Here is a 21,411-nt window from a genome sequence, read left to right on the forward strand (position 1 = left end):
GTCGCTGTAAAATCCTGTCAGACCGCAATCGGTCCCTTGAAGATGAAGAACGCCCCCGCCGCAATCAGACCGAAGCCGACGAGATGGTTCACCGTCAGCTTCTCACCGAGCCAGAAGACCGCGAACCCGGCGAATATGACCAGTGTGATGACTTCCTGCAAGGTCTTGAGTTCGGCAGCGCTGTAAACGCCATAGCCGATACGGTTTGCGGGGATAACGAGGCAGTACTCGAAAAAGGCGATTCCCCACGCGATCAGCACCGCGAGCCAGATCGGCCGCGATACCGCGCCGAGTTGCCCGTACCAGGCAAAGGTCATGAAGATATTCGAGACGAACAGAAGCCCGATCGGCGCAAGATAGGCGGTCATTTCTTGTCTTTCGTCAGCGGCAGCACGTCCTGAAGCAGCGCGGCGAAGAAATGCCCCGGCTCCTCGACCATCGGCATATGCGCCGAATGCTCGAGCCAGACGAGCTTCTTCGAGGGCGCCTTGACCTGCGCGAACCAGTCGGCCGCCACCGGCGATGGCACAGTATAGTCATGCCGTCCGAGCAGGAAGACAATCGGGACGTACATCGTCTTCACCGGCCTGAAGCTGACACCGGCAAGCCGCGGCCACAAGGTCATCACCGAAAAGAGGCTGCCTTTGCCCCATGCCTGCCGGTCGGCCTCGCTATATTCGGGCGAGAGGCGCGGGGTCTGGAAATAGAGGTTGAGGTCGGGTTTGGCGTACATAAGCGAGCCGTAGGGAATCGCATATTTGCGCCAGCCGTCGGCCTTGGCGATCGTGAAATCACCGTCGGGATATGGGGCGAGCGCATCGATTGCGGCCACGGCCTCCTTGTTCCCGGCCGCCACGGCCTTCGCCCGCGTCCACGCCATCCCGGCCTTTTCGCCTTCGCGAAAATCGATGCCCTGCCCGACACCGACATAGGCGTAGAGGAGGTCGGGGCGCTTGATGGCGACCGACAGGCCGACGATCGACCCCCAGCTGTGCCCCATCAGCACGACCTTGCGCTTGCCGTACCGTTTTTGCAGCAGCTCGATCAGCTCGATGGCGTCGTCGCGGTAGCGATCGGGGGTCATCGTCGGGGCGAGCGCCGCCGGATTGTTGAGCGGGTAGGAGCGTCCGGCGCCGCGCTGGTCGTACTGGACGACGGTGAACACGTCCTCCCACGGGCGCTGGAAAGCCCAGGCGAAGGGCATCTCGACCGCACCGGGGCCGCCGTGAACGAAAATCAGGATCGGATTGTCGCGATCGGAGCCGCGGACGTTCACGACCTGCCGCGCGCCGCCGAGCGTAGCCTCAAACGTCTCCTGCACCCCGTTCGGCGTGACGATCTTGCCGATGTCGGCAACGATTGCGCGCGCCGGTGCATAGGCGTCATCGGGTTGTGCGAACGCGGGAGTGGCGAGAGCAGCAAGCAGCGCAAATGCCACGATACGGAACGTCATGAAAACAGCCTTTCGTCATTCCCGATAAAGTGGGGACCCGGTTCTGCCGTCGCTACCGGGTTCCCGCTTTCGCAGGAATGACGAAAAAGGGAATGGACTCAGAAATTCAGCGGACCGTCGAGTTCCTTCACCTGCCAGGGCAGGCCGTGCTTGTTCAGCATGTCCATGAAGGGATCGGGGTCCATCTGCTCCATGTTGAACACGCCGTCGCCGCTCCACGTGCCGGTGACCATCATCGCGGCACCGATCATCGCGGGAACGCCGGTGGTATAGCTCACCGCCTGGTTGCCCGTTTCGGCGAACGCCTCTTCGTGATCGCAGATATTGTAGAGATAGAGCGTCTTTTCCTTGCCGTCCTTGCCGAGGCCGGTCGCAATGACGCCGATGTTGGTCTTGCCCTTCGTCGTCTCACCAAGGCTCGACGGTTCGGGGAGCACGGCTTTGAGGAACTGCAACGGGATGATCTCGCGGCCTTCGTAGATGACCGGATCGATACGCGTCATGCCGACATTCTGCAGCACGGTGAGGTGCGTGATATACGCCTCGCCAAAGGTCATCCAGAAACGGATGCGCTTGATCTCGGGCAGGTGCGTCTTAAGGCTTTCGATTTCCTCATGATACATGAGGTACATCGTCTTCTCGCCCACCGCTTCGAAGTCGAACTTCTGCTTCACCGACATCGGCGGGGTTTCGACCCAGTCGCCATTTTCCCAGTGGCGCGCGACCGCGGTCACTTCGCGGATGTTGATTTCGGGATTGAAGTTGGTCGCGAAATGCTGGCCGTGATCGCCGCCATTGCAATCGAGAATGTCGAGCGTGTCGATGCGGTCGAAATGATGCTTCTTCAGCCAGGTCGTGAACACGCTCGTCACGCCGGGGTCGAAGCCCGAGCCGAGCAGCGCCATCAATCCGGCGTCCTTGAAGCGATCCTGATACGCCCACTGCCAATGATATTCGAACTTGGCCTCGTCGCGCGGTTCGTAGTTGGCGGTGTCGAGATAATGCGCGCCGGTCGACAGGCACGCCTCCATGATCGTGAGATCCTGATAGGGCAGCGCGAGGTTCACGACGTGCGTCGCACCGATCGAACGGATCAGCGCGGCGGTCGCGTCGATGTGGTCGGCGTCGACTTCGGCGGTCTTGATCGTGACGCCGGTGCGCGCCTTCACCGATTCGGCGATCGCGTCGCACTTGAACTTGCGGCGGCTCGCCAGCGTGATGTCGGGAAAAATGTCGGGGTTCATCGCCATCTTGTGCACCGCGACCGAACCGACGCCGCCTGCGCCGATCACCAGAACCTTGCTCATGAAAAATCTCCTGTCGCGGACCGTTGCCGCCTTGTCTTGTATGACCGGCCCTATAGGACGAAGCCATGACACAGCAAAGCCCCGATCCCCTGCTCGACCCGAACCGGGCGCCCACGCTTGCGGGCGTCGAACGCGCCGCGGCCAAGGTCGCCGAACTCCTGCCGCTGACGCCGCTGCTGCCGATGGACATCGATGGCAAGACGATCTGGTGCAAGGCCGAATGCCTTCAGCCCGTCGGCGCCTTCAAGATTCGCGGGGCGTGGCACCGGCTCACCGACCTGACGCCCGAACAGGCGGCGGCGGGCGTCGTCGGCGTATCGAGCGGCAATCATGCGCAGGGTGTCGCCTGGGCGGCGAAACGTCTCGGTATACCGGCGACGATTGTCATGCCGAGCAACGCGCCGCAGATGAAGCTCGCAGCGACGCGCGCGCTCGGCGCAGAGGTGGTTCTTTATGACCGGGTCACCGAATCGCGCGATGCCGTCGCGGCAAAGCTGCTCGAACAGCGTGGCGGGACGCTGGTCCATGCTTATGGCGACCCGTGGATCATCGAAGGGCAGGGAAGCGCCGGCATCGAGGCGCACGCACAGCTCGCCGCGCGCGGGATCGCTGGGCCCGACAGGATCATCGCCTGTTGCGGTGGCGGCGGCCTTTCTGCGGGGCTCGCGCTTGCGTGTCCTTATGCCGAAGTCGTCGCGGTCGAACCCGAGGGCTGGGACGATGTTACCCGCAGCCTTGAAGCTGGCGAAATCCTGTCGGTCGAAGACCTCGCTTATCCTACCGAATGCGACGCGCTCCAGACGCCGCAGACCTGGCCGATCAATTTCGCGGTGCTGCAGGCGCGGGGCGTACGCGGCGTCGTGGTGACCCGCGACGAAGTGCGTCATGCGATGCGCGTGGCGTTCGAAAAGCTGCATCTGGTCGTCGAGCCCGGCGGCGCCGCTGCGCTTGCGGCGGTGCTCGCGGGCAAGGTCGAACTCGGCGATGCGACCCTCGTTACCCTGTCGGGCGGCAATGTCGATCCCAGGCACTATGCGGAAATTCTTGCCGAATGACGGGATATTTGTTTCCCTCGGCGCGTTGAAGCGGGGAAGGAGAGACATGATGACGAAAACGGGCTTGATCCTGGCCGGCGCGGCGGCGCTGGCTGTTCTGAGCGGATGCGAGAAGGCGGAAGCGCCTGCGCCCGCGCCGACAGATGCGACGACGACTGAGGTTCCGGTCGAAACCGTGCCGCCCGAGGGCGCCGAGGCGACCGATCCTGCGACTGCGCCGCACCGCTTTGCGAGCTGGGCCGGCAAATGGACCGGGGTCGAAGGCATGTACGCCACGATCACCACCGCTGAACCCGGCAAATACAAGCTGGAGATGCAGTCGGACCTCGACACCAAGGGGACCTATGACGGCGAAGACAGCGAGCATGGCATCAAATTCAAGCGCGGCGGCGAGGAATTGAGTCTGCGCCGCGGCAGCGGCGACGAAACCGGCCTCAAATATCTGGCGGGCAAGAAGGAATGCCTGATTGTCAAACAGGGCGAGGGCTATTGCCGCGATTGAACCTTAACTTCGTCATTCCCGTGGAGGTGGAAATCCCGCTAGTAGCGTAAAAGCGGGCATGGCGAGGGGGTGAAATGAACGCGATCGTTCGGGCTGACCAAGCGGACCAGACCGCGCTTGTCGAAACGCTGGCGCAGGCGTTCCAGACCGATCCCGCGCTGTCGTGGATCCTGCCCGGCTCCGATCACCGGACCCGTGCGCTCCGAGGCCTGTTTCGCGTGCTCGTCCCCGCCGATATGCGCGCAGGGCTGGCGCTCCGCGCGGCGGGCGACGAAGCCGCCGCGCTCTGGCGTGCGCCGGGACAGGCACATAGCGGAACACTCGAATTCCTCCGCACCGTCGTCCCGCTCGTTGCGACCTTCGGGACCACCCTTCCGCGCGGGTTAAAGGTGCAAGAGAGCATAGACGCGCATCGGCCGAAGGGACGCTTCTGGTATCTTCATTATGTCGGCGTGCGTACCGAACATCAGGGCAAGGGGCATGGCGGACGCATCATCCGCGCACAAACAGCAGCAGCCGACGCCGAAGGACTGTCCTGCTGGCTGGAGACTGCGACGCCGGCAAATGTCCCGCTTTATGAGCGGCTGGGCTTCGTCACACAGGCCGAATGGGACGTGGCCGGCGGCGGCCCGCATTTCTGGGGCATGACGCGTCCGCCTGCCTGAAGGGTGTGTCAGGACGCCGGGCGCGTCGCAGTGAAGGAAAAGGCGATGTCCACGCCCGCTGCGATCGCGTCGGTTGCCGCCCATTCGCCCTGACCGACACCGAAGGACGTGCGGTCGATGCGCGCGGTCCCGGTGACGCGCGCGCGGTCGCCATCGATACGCAGCGTGAAGCGTATCGTTGCCGGTTTGCTGACCCTGCGCAGGTCGAGCGTGCCGCGCGCCTCATAACGGTCGCCGCCGAGGTGTCGTATGTCGCGCGCACTGAACACCGCGTTCGGTTGTGCCGGGACGTTGAAGAAATCGCTGCTCTTGAGTGAATCGTCGCGTTGCCCGTCGCCGGTGTCGGCGGATGCGAGGTCGACGGTCACGCGGATCGTCGATTTGGCGAGCTCGTCGGGGCTGAAACGGATGGCAGCGCGCCAGCGGCTGAAGCTGCCGTTCACGGCCTCGCCGTTCCAGCGCGCGGTGAAGCCAAGGCGGCCGCCCGACGCGACGGTCCAGTCGGCAAGCGGCTGCGCAGTCTCTTCGGGCGTCGTTTCGGTTGCTTCGACTTCGGGCGTTTCCTCGACCTTCGGTGAAGGAATCGAAGGCGCGCCGGGCTGGGCGGCGGGCGCTGCCGATTGCTTTTCTGCGACCCGCTGCAGCCGATCGGGATAGACGAGATTGTCCGCAGCGAAGGCTGCGCCGACCACCGCCAGCGCCCCGATCGCAACCCCGACCGCCTTGCCGCGTGCAAAGGGGATCATCCGCTGAAGTTCGGGTTTACCGAGCAGCCATTGGTGGCGCAGCGCGCCCGCGATGTGGAGTGCGAACAGCCCGATCGCGAGCCACGCCATCGCCCCATGGATGCTTTCGGCGGGTTCGTGCCAGGCACGGCCGACAGGCAGGTGCGGCCAAGGGACGATGCCATAGAGCAAGGTCGGGACCTGTACCTTCGCCGTCGAAACGAGCAGCCAGCCGGTGATCGGGCCGAGGATCATCACAAGATAGAAAAGCCCGTGTACGGTGCTCGCAAGCGCGCGCGTCCAAGCCGGTCCCTCAGACGCCGGAGGACGCGACGAGAACAGGCGCACCGCGAGGCGGGCGAGGCTGAGCAGCAGAATCGAGATGCCGATCGACTTGTGCAGCTGGTAGCGCGCGAAAAGTTCGGGGCTGTTGTTGCCTTCGAGCGCCCAGCCCAGCGCGATCTGGAATGCCAGCAGTAGCGCGATCAGCCAGTGAAGCGTGATGGCGGTATAGCTATAACGCTGTGCTGGCATGATAATCTTTCGTGATGGGGACGCCGGATTCGGAATTCACCCTATCGGATCATCGCGACCTTGTCGAAGAGATGGGCGATACGCCTGCCGCGGCGCGTGATCAAATGATCCATTCGACGGCGAATAAGATTACGGCGACCGGTATGACCACTGAAAGCGCGAACAGGCATCCAACCCGCTCCCGACGGTTTTCGGGAATGCCATTCCCTGCGTCAGCCGCGATTCCAAGGATTTCAAGTAGATTGAGCAAATGACTCAGTCATCGAAGCCGACGAACCGCACTGCGTCATCGACGCTCTTGCGGTTCGATACCACCGCATTCGCCGGGAAATCGGCGTCGGGCCAGCCCATCGCGACGCAGATCATGATGACCTGATCGTCGGGGATGCGCGCATGTTCGCGCACGACGGGGCTTTGCATGATGCCCTGGCTGTTGATCACACAGCCCAGCCCGCGCGACCAGGCGGCGTTGACCAGCGCATTGGTCACCGCGCCGCAATCGAACGGCGCGATGTCGCTGCCGAGCAGGACGCGGTCATAGGTGACGACGATGCTGACCGGCGCGTCGAACTGGCGAAAACCGCGCAGCACCCAATCCTGCCGCGCATCCTTGTCTTCGCGCGCAATGCCCATCGCACCGAAGAGCTGCTTGGCGATCTCGATCTGGCGGCTGCGGTGGTCGTCGGCGATGCCGTCGAAGCGGCGGAACTCGCGGCTGTCGGGCTTGCCCGCGAGGATGCCTTCGGTGTTCCCTCGGCGGATCGCCGCGAGCGGTTCCCCGGTGACGACCGAGAAATTCCAGCACTGGTTATTGAACGACGAGGGCGCGCGCATCGCAACCTCGATCACTTCAGCGACAATCGCTTTCGGAACAGGCTTGTCGAGGAAGCCGCGGATCGAGCGGCGTCCGACAACGACTTCGTCATAACCGGCAGAGAGCGTCACGCGGCCTTCTGGAGCTGCAGTTCGAGGCGGTCCCAGATTTCGACCAGCGCCTGCGTCAGCTCGCGCATCATCGCCTCGTCATGCGCCGGGCCGGGCGTGAAGCGCAGGCGTTCGGTGCCGCGCGGCACGGTCGGGAAATTGATCGGCTGCACATAGACGCCATATTCGGCGAGCAATATGTCGCTGATCTTCTTCGCGCGCACCGGATCGCCGACCATCAGCGGAACGATGTGCGTCGTCGAATCCATCACCGGCAAGCCCGCATCGCGGAAGCATTGCTTGAGGTAGGCCGCAGCCTCCTGCTGCGCGTCGCGTTCGACGCTCGACGCCTTCAGGTGCCGCACGCTTGCAAGCACGCCCGCAACGAGCACCGGCGACAGGCTGGTGGTGAAGATGAAGCCGGGCGCATAGCTGCGGATCACGTCGATGATATTCTTGTCGGCCGCGATATAGCCGCCCATCACGCCGAACGCCTTGCCGAGCGTGCCTTCGATGATGGTGATGCGGCTTGCGGCTTCGTCGCGATCGCTGATGCCGCCGCCGCGCGGGCCATACATCCCGACGGCATGGACTTCGTCGCAATAGGTGAGCGCGTTATATTTGTCGGCGAGGTCGCAGATCGCGTGGATCGGGGCGACGTCGCCGTCCATCGAATAGACGCTTTCGAACGCGATCAGCTTGGCCGCTTCCGGATCGTCGGCGGCCAGCAGTTCTTCGAGATGTTCGAGGTCGTTGTGGCGCCACACGCGCTTTTCACAGCCCGAATTGCGGATGCCCGCGATCATCGAGGCGTGGTTCAATTCGTCCGAATAGATGATGCAGTTCGGCAGGAGCTTGCCGAGCGTGCCGAGCGTCGCCTCGTTCGAGATATAGCCCGAGGTGAAGAGCAGCGCGCCTTCCTTGCCGTGCAGGTCGGCGAGTTCATGTTCGAGATCGACGTGATAGTGCGTGTTGCCGCCGATATTGCGCGTGCCGCCCGAACCCGCGCCGACGTCGTGCAGCGCTTCTTCCATCGCGGCGATGACCTTGGGATGCTGGCCCATCGCGAGATAATCGTTCGAGCACCACACGGTGATCGGCTTCGGCCCGTTGTGGCCGGCGAAGCAGCGTGCGTTGGGAAAGGCGCCCTTGTTGCGCAGGATGTCGATGAAGACGCGGTAACGCCCTTCTTCGTGCAGCCGGTCGATCGCGCGTGCGAAAATATCGTTATAGTTCACGTTTCAGCCCCGCAGTCAGGTGCCAGTCCAGGCTCTTGGGCCGCTCCCTCCGGCGGCTATTAACATGCGGGCCAATAACGCCGAATTCGGCCGAAATCCAGTGCGAACGATTCGCAGCTATAGGGCAAATTGTCCTACCGGCTGGCGCTGTACGGGGGCATTGTGATCGTCCGCACCGCGCCCTTGACGCATCGCGTGCAAGGGAGAAACCGAACTCCAGAGGAAGGAATAATCGATATGCGCCTGGCCACAGCCGTCATCCTGACGATCACCGCGGGGATCGCCGCGTCAACCGCTGCGCCGGCGTTGACGCCAGCTCCGTTCGAAGGCGCGTGGATGTCCTGCGACACCTGGCAGGGCGCAGAGATCTGCGAATATAAGATGCTTGCCCAGCGCGGGAACCGCGTGTGCGGGGTCCAGCGCTATTTCGCGACCAACGCCTATTACGAGCAGCGTTTCGTCGGCACGGTGAAAGCGAATGTCGCGCATATCGAGAAGATTTGCGGCGATCCGGGGTCGGAAACCGACACCCATTGCAGCGGGCGCGCGCCCGAGGGCGCCGAAAAGGTGGGCTGGCAGGCCACAGACCGGAGACTGGGTCTGTGCAGCGGACGCCTGTTCGGAAGCCGCAATCGCCATCCTTGCGCGGGGGCAAGCCGGCTCGTCGGGATGCCGAAGGTCGCCGATTTGGGCGAGCAAGGCCCCGAACCCGAAGAGCGCGCCTGGCTGGCAGCGTGTGCCGCCGGCAACGAATAGCGCCGCTAGATCGTCTCGATCGCGCCGATGCCATAAGGTGCCAGCGCCGCGAGCGGCGGCGGCGGGCGGTCTTCGCTGCGCGTGAATACCGCGAGGCCGGGCGCCCCGGTTTCGGGCCAGCGCTGGCCTTCGGTCAGGTGCGCGACGCGGCGGGCGATGCCCTCGGCGCCGTCGATCAACCGGACGTCGGGTCCAACCGCCGCCTGCAACTCATCGTGCAGGAGCGGGAAGTGCGTGCAGGCGAGGACGATGACGTCGATCGCGTCTCCGCCCGGCTGGTCGCGAAGCCCCGCGACGGCGCGGGTGATGACCGCAGGATCGACGTTCTCGCCGCGCAGCTTTGCCTCGGCACCGGTGACGAGGCCGGGGCTGCCGTGGCGGAGAACGGTCTTGCCGCGCGCGAAACGCTCGCTCAGGTCGTCGACATAGGGCTGGCGCACCGTTGCTTCGGTTCCGAGGACGCCAATGACGCCCGTTTTCGTCATCTCGGCGGCGGGCTTGATCGCGGGGACGGTACCGACGATCGGCACGTCGAGCGCGGCACGGACGTGCGACAAGGCGATCGTCGACGCGGTGTTGCACGCGATCACCGCGAGGCGCGGCTGATATCGCTCGACGAGGCGGCCGAGCAGCGCCGGGACGCGCGCGGCGAGCTCCTCGTTGCTTTTCTTGCCATAGGGCAGCCCCGCATAGTCGGCGGCATAGACGATCGGCGCGGTCGGCAGCAGCGCACGCGTCGGCCCAAGCACGGTAAGCCCGCCGAGGCCGCTGTCGAAGAAAAGGATCGGGGCGTCGGGCGATGGGGCGTGCATCGCGTCCGCCTAGCAGGCGGGAGCGACCGCTATCAAATCCATTTTGATACCCATCGCATCCGAATCCGTTGATTGCTGCCCGTAACATCGCCACATAGGCGTGGAACGAAGCGGGGATTGCCATGACGATATTTTACCTGGTCGCTGCCGGCTATCTTCTCGGATCGATCCCCTTTGGCGTCATCCTGACACGGCTGTTCGGCGCGGGCGACCTGCGCCAGATCGGGTCGGGCAATATCGGCGCGACCAACGTCCTGCGCACCGGGCGCAAGGGCCTCGCCGCGGCAACGCTGATCCTCGACGGTGCGAAGGGCGCCGTCGCGGTGCTGCTCGCACGACATTTCGCACCCGAACTCGGCGACCACGCCGCGATGATCGCGGGCGCCGCGGCGATGATCGGTCACTGCTATCCCGTCTGGCTGAACTTCCGGGGCGGCAAGGGCGTCGCGACGCTGCTCGGCCTCGCGCTCGCACTCGCCTGGCCGATCGGGCTGGTCTTTGCGGTCGTGTGGCTCGGCGCCGTGCTGCTGCTTCGTATCTCGTCGCTCGGCGGCATGCTGGGCGCGGTGTCAGCCCCCATCGCCGCGCTCGCGCTCGGCTATCCGGTCTATGCGATCGGCCTCACGGGTCTGGCGGTGATCGTGCTGTGGCGCCACCGCGAGAATATCGCGCGGCTGCGCGCCGGCACCGAGCCGCGCATCGGCGGAAAGAAAGAAAGCGCGTGACCCACGCCGAACGGCTGGCACGGCTGCGGCTGATCCGCACGCTGCACGTCGGACCGGTAAGCTGGCACCAGTTGATGTTGCGCTTCGGATCGGGCGAGGCGGCGCTGGAGGCGCTGCCCGATCTCGTGCTGCGCGGCGGGGCAGGGAAGGCGCGCATCGCGCCCCTCGACGTTGCCGAACGTGAGCTCGATCGTGTGGCAAGCCTCGGCGCCCGGCATGTCTTCGTCGATGAGGATGATTATTCGCCGTTGCTCCGCGAAGTCGAGGGCGCGCCGCCCGTGCTCGTGATGCGCGGCGACGCAGCGATGCTGCGGCGGCCGTGCGTCGCGATCGTCGGCGCGCGCAATGCTTCTGCCGTTGCGTGCCGCTTCGCACGCCAGCTTGGCGCCGACCTTGGTGCGCGCGGCGTGACGGTGGTCAGCGGGCTGGCGCGCGGCGTCGACACCGCCGCGCATGTCGGTGCGCTGGGCGGAGCAACCGTCGGCGTGATTGCAAGCGGGATCGACATCGCTTTTCCGCCCGAAAACGCGGCGCTGCAGGAAAAGATCGCCAGCGACCAGTTGCTCGTCGCCGAACAGCCGCCGGGCACCGAGCCGCTCGCGCGCCATTTTCCGTCGCGCAACCGGATCATTGCGGGACTTGCGCACGGAACGGTGGTGATCGAGGCGGCGCCCAGATCGGGATCGCTGATTACTGCGCGCCGCGCAGGGGATTATGGGCGCGAGGTGATGGCTGTGCCGGGGTCGCCGCTCGACCCGCGCGCGCAGGGTTGCAATATGCTGATCCGCGAAGGCGCGACGCTGATCCAGACGATCGACGACGTCCTCGAAGCGGTGGGGCCGATCGACGCCCGGATGGTGCGCGAACCGACGCAGCGCTTGGTGGCTCCCGCGGCGCCGGCGGATGCCACCGATGGCGAACGGCGCGCGTTGATCGACCTGCTCGGCCCGACGCCGGTCGCGGTCGATGAACTGGTGCGGCAGTCGGGACAGGCGGCGGCGGCGGTCCATCTGGTGCTGCTCGAACTCGAACTCGCCGGCCGTGTCGAGCGCCACGCCGGCGCGAAGATTTCGCTCGTGTGATCGCTCGCACAGCGAGCCAATTGCCGGCCATCTAACGCTTCATCGCGGTTCAGTCACGGTTCAGCGGCGACCCCGCAGTTTGATGATATTGTATCACATGACGGGGAGTTTGGATGATGCGAAGCCGGTTGCTGACGAGTGTCACGATGTTTGCGGTGCTGGCCTCGGCGCCCATCCCGATCCCGCTCGCGATGGCGCATTCGAAGCCTGCTTCCCGCGAGGGTTTCTGCCGCAACGCGGCGCCCCTGCCAAAGCTCGATCCCGAGGTTCGGCCGCAGCAGCAGCAGGCGGGCAAGGGCGGTCGTTATGGCGGTCCCCCGCCGCCTCCGCCGCCGCCAGCACCCATGGCGCCACCGCCGCCGGCCTATGTGGACATGAGCGAGGCATCCGAGGTGATCGTCACGGGGTCGCGCATTTCGCGGCCCGACCTCGAAGCGGCGAGCCCGGTGACGGCGGTCGGTGCCGAGGATGCGGCGGCAGAACGATCCGCCGAGCCTTCGGCGACGTCCACGGACACGCGCGTGATGCCGCCGCCCCGACCCTATCCTCGCCCGCAACCGCAGCCACAGTCGGGCATATTGACCGCGGGCGAGCACGACGACCTGCTCAACCCCGAACTTTACGCCTCCTACGTCAACCGCAGCGGCAATCTGGGGCAGGAGGTTCAGAGCCTGCCGCGCGTCGACACGACGCGGGTCGTGACGGTGAAGGTCAATGACCGCAGCGGGCAGCCGATCCCCTTTGCCGATGTCGTCGTGACATGCAGCGACGGCAACAGCATCACGATGGCAACGCAGGCCGACGGCAGCGCGGTCTTCTTCCCGGGCCTCGACAGGCTGAGCGAACGGATTACCGTGTCGGCGCGGAAGGCGGGGCGGACCATCGCCGACGCGCGGCCCGTGCTCGTGAGCAACGCCGCTGGCGGGCAACTCGTCGGCCTGACGGCCAGTCAGGCGGCGGCAAAGGTGACCAAGCTCGACCTGATGCTTGTCGTCGACACGACGGGCAGCATGGGCGACGAGATCAATTACCTTCAGGCCGAACTGCGGTCGATCATCGGCGCGATCACCGCGAAGCACCGCGACCTCGATATCCGCATCGGCTTCGTCTTCTACCGCGATCTCGGCGACGATTATGTGACGCGCACGATCGCTTTCGACCGCGACATCGGGCGCGTGCAGGGCGCGCTCGCGCAGCAACAGGCCAATGGCGGCGGCGACTATCCCGAGGCGATGGATCAGGCGATGATCCGCGCGGTCGGTCAGGACTGGCGCCCCGATGCGGTGAAGTCGCTGCTCCTCGTCGCCGACGCGCCTCCGCATGACGACAAGTTCGCCCGAACCTGGGCTGCAGCCGAAGCCGCGCGCGCCAAGCGGATCCATGTCACTCCGGTTGCGGCTTCCGGCGTCGCCGACAAGGCCGAATATGCGATGCGCGCGATGGCGGCGGCCACGCAGTCGCGTTACCTGTTCCTCACCGACGACAGCGGCGTCGGCAATCCGCACGCGCCGCCGGCGATCGATTGCTACCTCGTGACCAAACTCGACGCGCTTGTCCGCCGCGTGATCGACAGCCAGATCAGCGGCCGCCGTATCGAGCCTGAGGATCAGGAGATCATCCGCAGCGTCGGCAAATATGACGCCGGGAAATGCGTCCTGCCCGCCGACTTCAAATGGCAGAATGGGTAACGAAAAATCCGGCTTGACGGAATCAAGCTATCCCCGCCACCCTCGCGCGTACATGTGAGAGCCGGTGACGGGGATAGTTTTTTAATGCAATTGGTAATTGTGGAATCGCCTGCGAAGGCGAAGACGATCGAGAAATATCTGGGGCGCGATTTCAAGGTTTTGGCCAGCTATGGCCACGTCCGCGACCTGCCGCCCAAGGACGGGTCGGTCGATCCCGACGACGGCTTTGCGATGCAGTGGCAACTGTATCCCGACAAGACGAAGCGGATGAAGGAAATCCAGGACGCGGCAAAGAGCGCCGATCGATTGATCCTCGCGACCGACCCTGATCGCGAGGGCGAGGCAATCAGCTGGCACGTGCAGGAATTGCTGCGCAGCAAAAAGGCGCTGCCGGCGGAAGTCGACCGGGTGACCTTCAACGCGATCACCAAGGATGCAGTGCTCACCGCAATGGCGCACCCGCGCGCCCTCGACGACGATCTGATCGACGCCTATCGCGCTCGCCGCGCGCTCGATTACCTTGTCGGCTTCACCCTGTCGCCGGTGCTGTGGCGCAAGCTGCCCGGTGCGAAATCTGCGGGCCGCGTCCAGTCGGTGACGCTGCGCATGATCGTGGAGCGCGAGCGCGAAATCGAAGCCTTTGTTGCGCAGCAATATTGGTCGATCACGGGCCTTTTCGAAATGTCGGGCACGCCCTTCAAGGCACGCCTTTCACAGTGGCGCGGCGAGAAGGTAGAACGGCTGTCGATCACCAGCGAAGCCGACGCGCGCGCGGCCGAAGCCGATGTGAAGGCGGGGCATTTCACCGTCGATGCTGTCGAAACCAAGCCGCTGACGCGCAATCCCCCGCCGCCCTTCACGACCTCGACCTTGCAACAGGAAGCCGCGCGCAAGCTCGGCTTCTCGGCCAGCCATACGATGCGCGTCGCGCAGGGCCTCTACGAGGACGGTGCGATCACTTACATGCGTACCGACGGCGTCCAGATGGACGGCGCCGCGATCAGCGCCGCGCGCGCCGCAATCGCGAACCGCTATGACGGGGGCTATGTTCCCGACAAGCCGCGCCTTTATCAAACCAAGGCCAAAAACGCGCAGGAGGCGCACGAAGCGATCCGTCCGACCGATTTTTCGAAGGACAAGGCGGGCAGCGGTGACCATGCGCGGCTTTACGAACTGATCTGGAAGCGCGCGATGGCGAGCCAGATGGCCTCGGCTCGGCTCGAGCGGACGAGCATCGACCTCGCCGACGGCACCGGCAAGACGGTGATGCGCGCCACCGGACAGGTGATCAAGTTCCCCGGCTTTCTTGCGCTGTATGACGAAGGCCGCGATGACAGCAACGACGATGAGGATGCGCGCCTGCTGCCCGCGATGGCGAAGGGCGACGCGCCCGCCAAGACGGGGGTGGAGGTCGAAAGCCACGAAACCCAACCGCCGCCGCGCTATTCCGAAGCCAGCATGGTCAAGAAGATGGAAGAGCTGGGGATCGGGCGTCCGTCGACCTGGGCGGCGATCCTGCAGGTTCTGAAGGACCGCGCCTATGTGACGGTCGAAAAGAACCGCTTCATTCCCGAAGAGAGCGGGCGGCTCCTCACCGCCTTCCTCGAACGCTTTTTCGAACGCTATGTCGAATATGACTATACGGCGGGGCTCGAAGAAGAACTCGACGACGTATCGGGCGGCCGCGCGCAGTGGCAGGCGGTGCTCGAACGCTTCTGGCGCGACTTCAAGCCGCGCACCGGCGAGGTCATGGAACAGAAGCCGTCGGAAATCACCGCGGCGCTCGACGAGTTCCTCGGCCCCTATCTCTTCCCCGACAAGGGCGATGGCAGCGATCCGCGCCTCTGCCCCAACTGCGGCACCGGGCGGCTCGCGCTGCGCGGCGGCAAGTTCGGGCCGTTCATCGCGTGCAGCAACTATCCCGACTGCAAATTTACGCGCAAATTCGCGCAGCCGGGCGGCAATGGCGAAGCCGACACCGGGCCCGAGACGCTGGGCACCGACCCCGAGAGCGGGCTGGAAGTGACGAAGCGCAGCGGGCGTTTCGGTCCCTATATCCAGCTCGGCGACGGCAAGGAGGCCAAACGTTCGTCGATCCCGAAGGACATCCCGGGCGAGGATTTTGATCTCGATTATGCGCTGCGGCTGCTCAGCCTGCCGCGTGAGATCGGCGTGCATCCCGAAAGCGGCAAGCCGATCATGGCGGGGCTGGGGCGTTACGGTCCCTATCTGCTCCACGACGGCAAATATGCCAAGCTGACGGGCACGGCCGAAATCTTCGACATCGGCATGAATGCCGCGGTCGTGCGGATCGCCGAGGCCGCCGCAGGCGGCGGGCGTGGGCGCACCAAGGCCGAGCCGCTCAACACCTTCGGCCCGCATCCGACGAGCGGCGGCGAGATGAAGCTGATGGAAGGGCGCTTCGGTCCGTACGTGACTGACGGCACCACCAACGCGACACTGCCGAAGAGCGCCGATCCCGCGACGCTGACACTCGAGGAGGCGATCGCGCTGATCGACGCACGCGCTGCGAAGGGGCCGGCGAAGGGCAAGAAGAAGGCTGCGCCGAAGAAGGCGGCTGCGAAAAAGCCTGCCACGAAGAAAAAGGCTCCGGCGAAAAAGAAGACCGCGGCCGAATAGCGTTAAGGGCGGCGTTTGCGCCGCAAGCGGGCCGTGATAGGGTGGCGCATCGGGAGGTCTTTCGATGCGCCATTTCTATGCCGTGATCCTGCTCGCCATCCTGTCCGCGCTGTCCTTGCCTGCTTCCGCGCAACAGGCGCGCTACCTGATCTCGGCGCAGCCGATGACCGACACGCCGCCCGGCACACAGGCGTGGCGCGTGCAATATTGGACGACGAACGGCGCCGGCCAGCGTCTCGCGGTCACCGGCATCGTCGCGGCGCCGATGGAAGCCATCCCGCCGCGTCCGCGCCGCGTTATCGCGTGGACGCATGGCGCGTGGGGGGTCGCGGAGAAATGCGCGCCGTCGCTTAGCCCGAACTTCTTCGAATATTCCGCCGGCATGAACGCCGTGCGCAATGGTTATGTCGTGGTTGCGCCCGACTATATCGGTCTTGCCAGCCCGACGATGCATCCGTTTCTTGTCGGCCAAGATACCGCAAACGCGGTTCTCGACGCGGTTCGCGCGGCGCGCGAAATTCCGGGCGCGGCGGCAGGAAGCCGCTTTGCCGTCTGGGGAGAATCGCAAGGCGGCCACGCCGCGCTATGGACCGCAATCGCGGCGCGCAGCTACGCCCCCGACCTGACGCTCGTCGGCACCGCGGCGGCTGCGCCGCCGACCGATCTTGCCGCGAACCTCAGCCAAGGCAGCGACAAAAATGCGCGCGCTTTGTTGCTATCCTTTGCGCTTCACAGCTGGTCGACGCTCTACGGCTTCTCGCTCGACAGCATCACAAACCGGACCAATCAGGGCGTCATTCGCCGGCTATGCGAGAATAATTGCGTCAGCTTCAACGCGAAGCCGAAGCTCGGCACGATCCTCGGCATCCTGACTATCGCCCGCGCGACGAAGAACAAGGATATTGCGAAGATCGAACCCTTCGCCTCGTTCGAGCGGACCAACAGCGTCAATCCGGCGCGCGTCCCGGGGCCGCTGCTGATTGCGCAGAGCAACAAGGACACGATCGTCGCGCCGGCAGTCACGCGCAAGTTCGCCAAGGCGGTGTGCAAACGCGGCACCCCGACGCGCTGGATCGACATGACCGGCGATCACGGCGCGAGCGCGAAGGACAGCGCGCAGGAAACGATCGGCTGGATCACCGCGCGGTTCGACGGCAATGCGCCGCCGAACGATTGCCGGCGGATTTAGTCTACCCAGTCGAGCCCCATGTCGCGATAGACGCCGCGGTCCTCGTCCCAGTTCGCCTTGACCTTGACGTGCAGGAACAGATGGACCTTGCGTCCCAATAGCTCGGTCAACTCGGCGCGCGCCCGGCTGCCGATTTCCTTGATCCGCTCGCCCTTGTGGCCGAGGATGATCGCGCGCTGATTGTCGCGCGCGACGAGGATCTGCTGGTGGATTTCGGCGCTGCCGTCGGGACGGTTCGTGAACTTCTCGGTCTCGACCGTCGACTGGTACGGCAGTTCTTCGTGGAGCTGGCGATAGAGCTGCTCGCGTGTGATTTCGGCCGCTAGCATGCGTTCGGGGGCGTCGCTGACCTCGTCTTCGGGGAAGTGCCACGGCCCCTCCGGCATCAGCTTCGCGAGATGCGCCTTAAGCTCGGGAACGCCGTCGCCGCTGCTCGCCGAGATAAAGAAGGTTTCGTCGAACGCGACGCGCCCGTTGAGTTCGGTCGCGATCGTCAGCAGCTTGTCTTTCTTGGTCAGGTCGACCTTGTTGAGGACGAGATATTTCTTCTCGGGCCGGTTTGCGATGCCTTCGAGAACGCGCTCGACGCGGCCCGTCAGCTTCGCCGCGGCGTCGACCATCACAAGGATCGCCTCGGCTTCCTCGAGGCTGCCCCACGCCGCCGCGACCATCGCGCGGTCGAGCCGGCGCGTCGGCGCAAAGATACCGGGGGTATCGATCAGGACAATCTGCGTTTCGCCCTCCATCGCGACGCCCATCAGCCGCGTGCGCGTCGTCTGCGCCTTCGGGCTGACGATCGCGACCTTCTGGCCGACGAGCGCGTTGACGATCGTCGATTTGCCCGCGTTGGGCGCGCCGACGACGGCGACAAATCCGCAACGGTGGGTCATTCCTTTAATCCTTCGAGTTCGGCGAGCAATGCGGCGGCTGCCGCCTTTTCCGCTGCCTGTTTTGATGCGCCTTCGGCTTCGGCACGTGCAAGCTTGCCGATACTCACTGCGACGCGAAAGCGCGGCGCATGGTCGGGGCCTTCGCGCGCGACGATTTCATATTCGGGCGGGCGGCGCTTGCGCGCGAGCGCCCATTCCTGCAGCGCGGCCTTCGGATGTTTCGGCGCCGCTTGCTGCCCGTCGATCATCTCGCCCCAATGGGTCAGGACAAAGCGGCGCGCGGCGTCGGCGCCCTGATCGAGCCAGAGCGCGCCGATCAACGCCTCGATCGCGTCGGCGGCGATATTGTCGCTGTATCGTCCGCCGTCGTTACGCGCCTGCGCCCCGAAGCGGATCAGCGCGGGGAGGTCGAGCCGCTGCGCGATCGCGGCACAGGTCGCGCCCGATGCGAGCACGTGCAGCCACGACGACATCTCGCCTTCGCTCGCCGTGGGAAAACGCGTGTAGAGTTCGGACGCTATGACGAGCCCGAGCACGCGGTCGCCGAGAAACTCGAGCCGCTGGTAATCGGCGCGCCCGGTGCTGCCATGAGTCAGCGCCAGATCGTAGAGCGCCGGGTCGTCCGGGGTGCAGCCGATAATCCCGGCGAGCGCCCCGGTGTCGAGGGGGTCGTTCAAAAACCTTCCCCGATGCGTTCCCAGCGCGCCGCGGTGAACCAGCTGATCGGATTGAGCCAGCTCGCCGATCCGTCGGTCGAGAACATGCCGACCAGCGCGTGGCCGACCAAATTTTCTTCGGGGACGAGGCCGATGCCCTGATTTTCCATTGCGGGGAAACGGCTGTCGGCGCTGCGGTCGCGGTTGTCGCCCATCAGGAACAAATGGCCTTCGGGGACGACGACGAGCGGCGTGTTGTCCTCAGGGATCGTCGTGATGTCGAGGATTGCATAGCTTTTGCCGCTCGGCAGCGTCTCGCGGAACTGCTTGTAGCGGCACTGGCGCTGACCGTCGGCGGCAATTTCCTCGAACTCGGGCGAGTAGCAGGGCAGGGTACCCGTGGCGCGCGACGCTTCGACCATGTTGGGCGTCACCGGAATGACGAAATCGGGCATGGTTTCGCGCTTCAGCGGCTTGCCGTTCAGCCAGACGATGCCGTCCTTCACCTGTACGCTGTCGCCGGGCAGCCCGATCACGCGCTTGATATAATCATTGTCGGCAACCGGCGGCGCCTTGAACACGACAACGTCGCCGCGCTCGGGGGTCCGCGCGAAAATACGGCCCGGGATCAGCGGCACGCTAAACGGAAGGCTGTATTTCGAATAGCCGTAGGCCATCTTGTTCACGAGCAGATAGTCGCCGATCAGCAGCCGCGGCTGCATCGATTCGGAAGGGATGTTGAACGGCGACAGGAAAAAACTGCGGAAAATCAGCACCGCGATCGCGAGTAGCGCGAGGAAGCGAACGCTATCGACCGCCTCTTCTTTCGCCGATACCGGCGCGGGGGTGGGGGCGGACGGTGCGGGTCCGGTCGGGGGCGTCACATCGGCGGCAAAGCTGGCGTTGGTCATGTCGCGGCATTGGCGATGAATAGGTTGCCACGTCAAGCAAATATCGGCGGACGACACTGGCGCGCGGCGGGCGGCGGGCTTAGAGAAGAGCCGATATCCCGCTCCCGCTCGATGCGGTCCGAAACCAAGGAAGTTCCGATGACGACAGCCGATCACGCATGGCAAGCCCTCGCCGAATGGCAGCCCCGGAAGCTGACCGAGCTTGTCGCCGCCGATCCCGAAGCCCGGCTCCAGGTGCTGGTGCGCAACGTTGCCGATATCCGCTTCGATTTCGCCAAGACGCATCTCGACGGCGACGCGATCGCAATTCTCTCGGGCCTTGCCGAGGTGCAGGACTTCGACGGGCGCCGCAAGACGCTGTTTTCGGGCGGTATCGCCAACCCGACCGAGGGACGCGCCGCCGAACATAGCGCCGAACGCGGCGACGGGGCACCGGAGTCGGTCCATGCCGCACAGGCGCTGCATCAGCGGATGCGGATGCTGGTCGACGCGATCGAAGCGGGCGCGTTCGGCGAGATCCGGCACCTTTTGCACATCGGGATCGGCGGTTCGGCGCTCGGCCCGGACCTGCTCATCGATGCGCTCGGTCGGCAAGGTTCGCGTTACGATGTCGCGGTCGTCTCGAACGTCGACGGCGCGGCGCTCGACGAGGCGTTCCGCAAGTTCAGCCCCGAACATACGCTGGTCGCGGTTGCGTCGAAGACTTTCACCACCACCGAAACGCTGCTGAACGCCGCGTCGGCGCTGCAATGGCTGGAGGAAGGCGGGGTCGACGACCCGCTGGGCCGCGTCATTGCGCTGACGGCGATGCCCGAGCGTGCGATCGAATGGGGCGTCGACGAAACGCGCATCCTTCCGTTCAACGAAACCGTGGGCGGCCGCTATTCGCTCTGGTCGTCGATCGGCTTTCCGGCGGCGCTCGCGCTCGGCTGGGACGCCTTTGCCGACCTCCTGGAGGGCGCGGCCGAGATGGATCGTCATTTCCGGCTCGCCGACGGCGCCGACAATGTCTGCCTGCTTGCGGCCTTCGCCGACCAGATTTACGCGAACCGCCTCGATTGCCAGACGCGCGCGGTGTTCGCTTATGACGAGCGGCTGCGCTTGCTCCCCGACTACCTGCAACAGCTCGAGATGGAATCGAACGGCAAGTCGGTGACCTTCGACGGCAAGCCGCTGGCGCAGCAGACCGCGCCGATCACCTGGGGCGGGGTGGGCACCGACGCGCAGCACGCTGTTTTCCAGCTGCTCCATCAGGGCACGCACCTGACCCCGGTCGAATTCGTCGTCGCGCGCGAGCCCGATCACCTGCTCGACGACGCCCACCACGAAACGCTTGTCTCCAACTGCATCGCGCAGGGTGCGGCGCTGATGACGGGACGCGCGAGCGACGACGGCGCACGCAACTATCCGGGCAACCGCCCGTCGACGACGATCCTGCTCGATCAGGTGACACCGCATAGCCTCGGCGCGCTGATCGCCTTTTACGAGCACCGGGTGTTCGCCAACGCCGTGCTGCTCGGGATCAACCCGTTCGACCAGTTCGGGGTCGAGCTGGGCAAGGAAATGGCCAAGGGTCTCGCCGAAGGAACGGTCGAGTTCGACCCGGCGACCCGCGCGCTGATGCAGGCAGCGTTGGGAGATTGAGGCCGGGCCGCTTGC

Annotated in this window: 20 protein-coding genes; 10 read left to right on the plus strand and 10 right to left on the minus strand. The window is 65.1% G+C overall.

The window, feature by feature from the left end; all coding sequences use genetic code 11:
- Window positions 1-17 precede the first annotated feature (17 nt).
- The 3 genes from VGN62_RS13615 to VGN62_RS13625 form a co-directional block, all read right to left on the minus strand.
- Window positions 18-368, minus strand: a complete 351-nt coding sequence (locus tag VGN62_RS13615; protein WP_327454728.1) for a DMT family protein — start codon at window positions 366-368, stop codon at window positions 18-20.
- Window positions 365-1,453 (minus strand): alpha/beta hydrolase, encoded by a 1,089-nt coding sequence (locus VGN62_RS13620; RefSeq protein ID WP_327454730.1) that lies wholly within the window; start codon window positions 1,451-1,453, stop codon window positions 365-367. The genes VGN62_RS13615 and VGN62_RS13620 overlap by 4 nt, the downstream gene beginning before the upstream one ends.
- A gap of 98 nt (window positions 1,454-1,551) precedes the next feature.
- Window positions 1,552-2,760, minus strand: coding sequence for a saccharopine dehydrogenase family protein (locus tag VGN62_RS13625; RefSeq protein WP_327454732.1), 1,209 nt, complete (start codon window positions 2,758-2,760; stop codon window positions 1,552-1,554).
- A gap of 65 nt (window positions 2,761-2,825) precedes the next feature.
- Between VGN62_RS13625 and VGN62_RS13630 the strand changes: the two genes are divergently transcribed.
- From VGN62_RS13630 to VGN62_RS13640, 3 genes are all read left to right on the plus strand, one after another.
- On the plus strand, window positions 2,826-3,815 hold the full coding sequence (locus VGN62_RS13630) for a threonine ammonia-lyase (RefSeq protein WP_327454734.1): 990 nt from the start codon (window positions 2,826-2,828) through the stop codon (window positions 3,813-3,815).
- 49 nt (window positions 3,816-3,864) lie between these two features.
- Window positions 3,865-4,317: a hypothetical protein gene (locus VGN62_RS13635; protein WP_327454736.1), complete on the plus strand. Its 453-nt coding sequence runs from the start codon at window positions 3,865-3,867 to the stop codon at window positions 4,315-4,317.
- A 74-nt stretch (window positions 4,318-4,391) separates the two neighbouring features.
- Complete coding sequence (locus tag VGN62_RS13640) at window positions 4,392-4,982, plus strand: GNAT family N-acetyltransferase (protein WP_327454738.1); 591 nt, start codon at window positions 4,392-4,394, stop codon at window positions 4,980-4,982.
- A gap of 8 nt (window positions 4,983-4,990) precedes the next feature.
- On the opposite strand, the gene VGN62_RS13645 is transcribed toward VGN62_RS13640, so the two are convergent.
- The 3 genes from VGN62_RS13645 to hemA all read right to left on the minus strand — a co-directional run bounded on the left by VGN62_RS13645 (window position 4,991) and on the right by hemA (window position 8,403).
- Window positions 4,991-6,241 (minus strand): cytochrome b/b6 domain-containing protein, encoded by a 1,251-nt coding sequence (locus VGN62_RS13645; RefSeq protein ID WP_327454741.1) that lies wholly within the window; start codon window positions 6,239-6,241, stop codon window positions 4,991-4,993.
- 255 nt (window positions 6,242-6,496) lie between these two features.
- Window positions 6,497-7,186: a nitroreductase gene (locus VGN62_RS13650; protein WP_327454743.1), complete on the minus strand. Its 690-nt coding sequence runs from the start codon at window positions 7,184-7,186 to the stop codon at window positions 6,497-6,499.
- Window positions 7,183-8,403, minus strand: coding sequence for a 5-aminolevulinate synthase (gene hemA, locus VGN62_RS13655; protein WP_327454745.1), 1,221 nt, complete (start codon window positions 8,401-8,403; stop codon window positions 7,183-7,185). Before hemA ends, VGN62_RS13650 begins: the two co-directional genes overlap by 4 nt.
- A gap of 237 nt (window positions 8,404-8,640) precedes the next feature.
- On the opposite strand from hemA, the gene VGN62_RS13660 reads away from it, so the two are divergent.
- A complete protein-coding gene (locus tag VGN62_RS13660; protein ID WP_327454747.1) occupies window positions 8,641-9,159 on the plus strand; it encodes a hypothetical protein in 519 nt (172 codons plus the stop codon).
- A gap of 5 nt (window positions 9,160-9,164) precedes the next feature.
- Here VGN62_RS13660 and murI read toward each other — a convergent pair whose 3' ends face one another.
- The gene (murI, locus tag VGN62_RS13665) at window positions 9,165-9,971 is read right to left on the minus strand and encodes a glutamate racemase (protein ID WP_327454749.1); all 807 of its coding nucleotides are present in this window, start codon (window positions 9,969-9,971) and stop codon (window positions 9,165-9,167) included.
- Window positions 9,972-10,093: 122 nt separating this feature from the next.
- On the opposite strand from murI, the gene plsY reads away from it, so the two are divergent.
- The 5 genes from plsY to VGN62_RS13690 all read left to right on the plus strand — a co-directional run bounded on the left by plsY (window position 10,094) and on the right by VGN62_RS13690 (window position 17,295).
- Window positions 10,094-10,696, plus strand: a complete 603-nt coding sequence (gene plsY / locus VGN62_RS13670; RefSeq protein WP_327454751.1) for a glycerol-3-phosphate 1-O-acyltransferase PlsY — start codon at window positions 10,094-10,096, stop codon at window positions 10,694-10,696.
- Window positions 10,693-11,778: a DNA-processing protein DprA gene (gene dprA / locus VGN62_RS13675; RefSeq protein WP_327454753.1), complete on the plus strand. Its 1,086-nt coding sequence runs from the start codon at window positions 10,693-10,695 to the stop codon at window positions 11,776-11,778. The genes plsY and dprA overlap by 4 nt, the downstream gene beginning before the upstream one ends.
- Window positions 11,779-11,894: 116 nt before the next feature.
- Window positions 11,895-13,466 (plus strand): vWA domain-containing protein, encoded by a 1,572-nt coding sequence (locus VGN62_RS13680; RefSeq protein WP_327454755.1) that lies wholly within the window; start codon window positions 11,895-11,897, stop codon window positions 13,464-13,466.
- Between the two features lie 84 nt (window positions 13,467-13,550).
- Entirely contained in the window at window positions 13,551-16,106 is a 2,556-nt protein-coding gene (gene topA / locus VGN62_RS13685) for a type I DNA topoisomerase (RefSeq protein WP_327454757.1), read from the plus strand.
- Between the two features lie 64 nt (window positions 16,107-16,170).
- The gene (locus VGN62_RS13690) at window positions 16,171-17,295 is read left to right on the plus strand and encodes a lipase family protein (RefSeq protein WP_327454759.1); all 1,125 of its coding nucleotides are present in this window, start codon (window positions 16,171-16,173) and stop codon (window positions 17,293-17,295) included.
- Here VGN62_RS13690 and era read toward each other — a convergent pair.
- Genes era through lepB form a run of 3 tightly spaced genes read right to left on the minus strand, consistent with a single transcriptional unit; the run spans window position 17,292 to window position 19,752 of the window.
- Window positions 17,292-18,185, minus strand: coding sequence for a GTPase Era (era, locus tag VGN62_RS13695; RefSeq protein ID WP_327454761.1), 894 nt, complete (start codon window positions 18,183-18,185; stop codon window positions 17,292-17,294). The two genes, VGN62_RS13690 and era, sit on opposite strands and share 4 nt — an antisense overlap.
- A complete protein-coding gene (gene rnc, locus VGN62_RS13700) occupies window positions 18,182-18,862 on the minus strand; it encodes a ribonuclease III (protein ID WP_327454763.1) in 681 nt (226 codons plus the stop codon). The genes era and rnc overlap by 4 nt, the downstream gene beginning before the upstream one ends.
- The gene (gene lepB, locus VGN62_RS13705; protein WP_327454765.1) at window positions 18,859-19,752 is read right to left on the minus strand and encodes a signal peptidase I; all 894 of its coding nucleotides are present in this window, start codon (window positions 19,750-19,752) and stop codon (window positions 18,859-18,861) included. Before lepB ends, rnc begins: the two co-directional genes overlap by 4 nt.
- 138 nt (window positions 19,753-19,890) lie before the next feature.
- On the opposite strand from lepB, the gene pgi reads away from it, so the two are divergent.
- Entirely contained in the window at window positions 19,891-21,396 is a 1,506-nt protein-coding gene (gene pgi / locus VGN62_RS13710; RefSeq protein WP_327454767.1) for a glucose-6-phosphate isomerase, read from the plus strand.
- Window positions 21,397-21,411 lie beyond the last annotated feature (15 nt).

This window comes from Sphingopyxis sp., from assembly GCF_035998905.1.
Lineage (GTDB): Bacteria > Pseudomonadota > Alphaproteobacteria > Sphingomonadales > Sphingomonadaceae > Sphingopyxis.

Bases quoted from the DNA above. Each gene is read 5' to 3' on its own strand.
- VGN62_RS13680 (WP_327454755.1), top strand. From the start codon at position 11,895: ATGCGAAGCCGGTTGCTGACGAGTGTCACGATGTTTGCGGTGCTGGCC.
- VGN62_RS13635 (WP_327454736.1), top strand. From the start codon at position 3,865: ATGACGAAAACGGGCTTGATCCTGGCCGGCGCGGCGGCGCTGGCTGTT.
- era (WP_327454761.1), bottom strand. From the start codon at position 18,185: ATGACCCACCGTTGCGGATTTGTCGCCGTCGTCGGCGCGCCCAACGCG.
- murI (WP_327454749.1), bottom strand. From the start codon at position 9,971: ATGCACGCCCCATCGCCCGACGCCCCGATCCTTTTCTTCGACAGCGGC.
- VGN62_RS13660 (WP_327454747.1), top strand. From the start codon at position 8,641: ATGCGCCTGGCCACAGCCGTCATCCTGACGATCACCGCGGGGATCGCC.
- VGN62_RS13640 (WP_327454738.1), top strand. From the start codon at position 4,392: ATGAACGCGATCGTTCGGGCTGACCAAGCGGACCAGACCGCGCTTGTC.
- plsY (WP_327454751.1), top strand. From the start codon at position 10,094: ATGACGATATTTTACCTGGTCGCTGCCGGCTATCTTCTCGGATCGATC.
- VGN62_RS13615 (WP_327454728.1), bottom strand. From the start codon at position 368: ATGACCGCCTATCTTGCGCCGATCGGGCTTCTGTTCGTCTCGAATATC.
- VGN62_RS13690 (WP_327454759.1), top strand. From the start codon at position 16,171: ATGCGCCATTTCTATGCCGTGATCCTGCTCGCCATCCTGTCCGCGCTG.
- VGN62_RS13620 (WP_327454730.1), bottom strand. From the start codon at position 1,453: ATGACGTTCCGTATCGTGGCATTTGCGCTGCTTGCTGCTCTCGCCACT.
- VGN62_RS13625 (WP_327454732.1), bottom strand. From the start codon at position 2,760: ATGAGCAAGGTTCTGGTGATCGGCGCAGGCGGCGTCGGTTCGGTCGCG.
- VGN62_RS13645 (WP_327454741.1), bottom strand. From the start codon at position 6,241: ATGCCAGCACAGCGTTATAGCTATACCGCCATCACGCTTCACTGGCTG.
- lepB (WP_327454765.1), bottom strand. From the start codon at position 19,752: ATGACCAACGCCAGCTTTGCCGCCGATGTGACGCCCCCGACCGGACCC.
- topA (WP_327454757.1), top strand. From the start codon at position 13,551: ATGCAATTGGTAATTGTGGAATCGCCTGCGAAGGCGAAGACGATCGAG.
- pgi (WP_327454767.1), top strand. From the start codon at position 19,891: ATGACGACAGCCGATCACGCATGGCAAGCCCTCGCCGAATGGCAGCCC.
- VGN62_RS13630 (WP_327454734.1), top strand. From the start codon at position 2,826: ATGACACAGCAAAGCCCCGATCCCCTGCTCGACCCGAACCGGGCGCCC.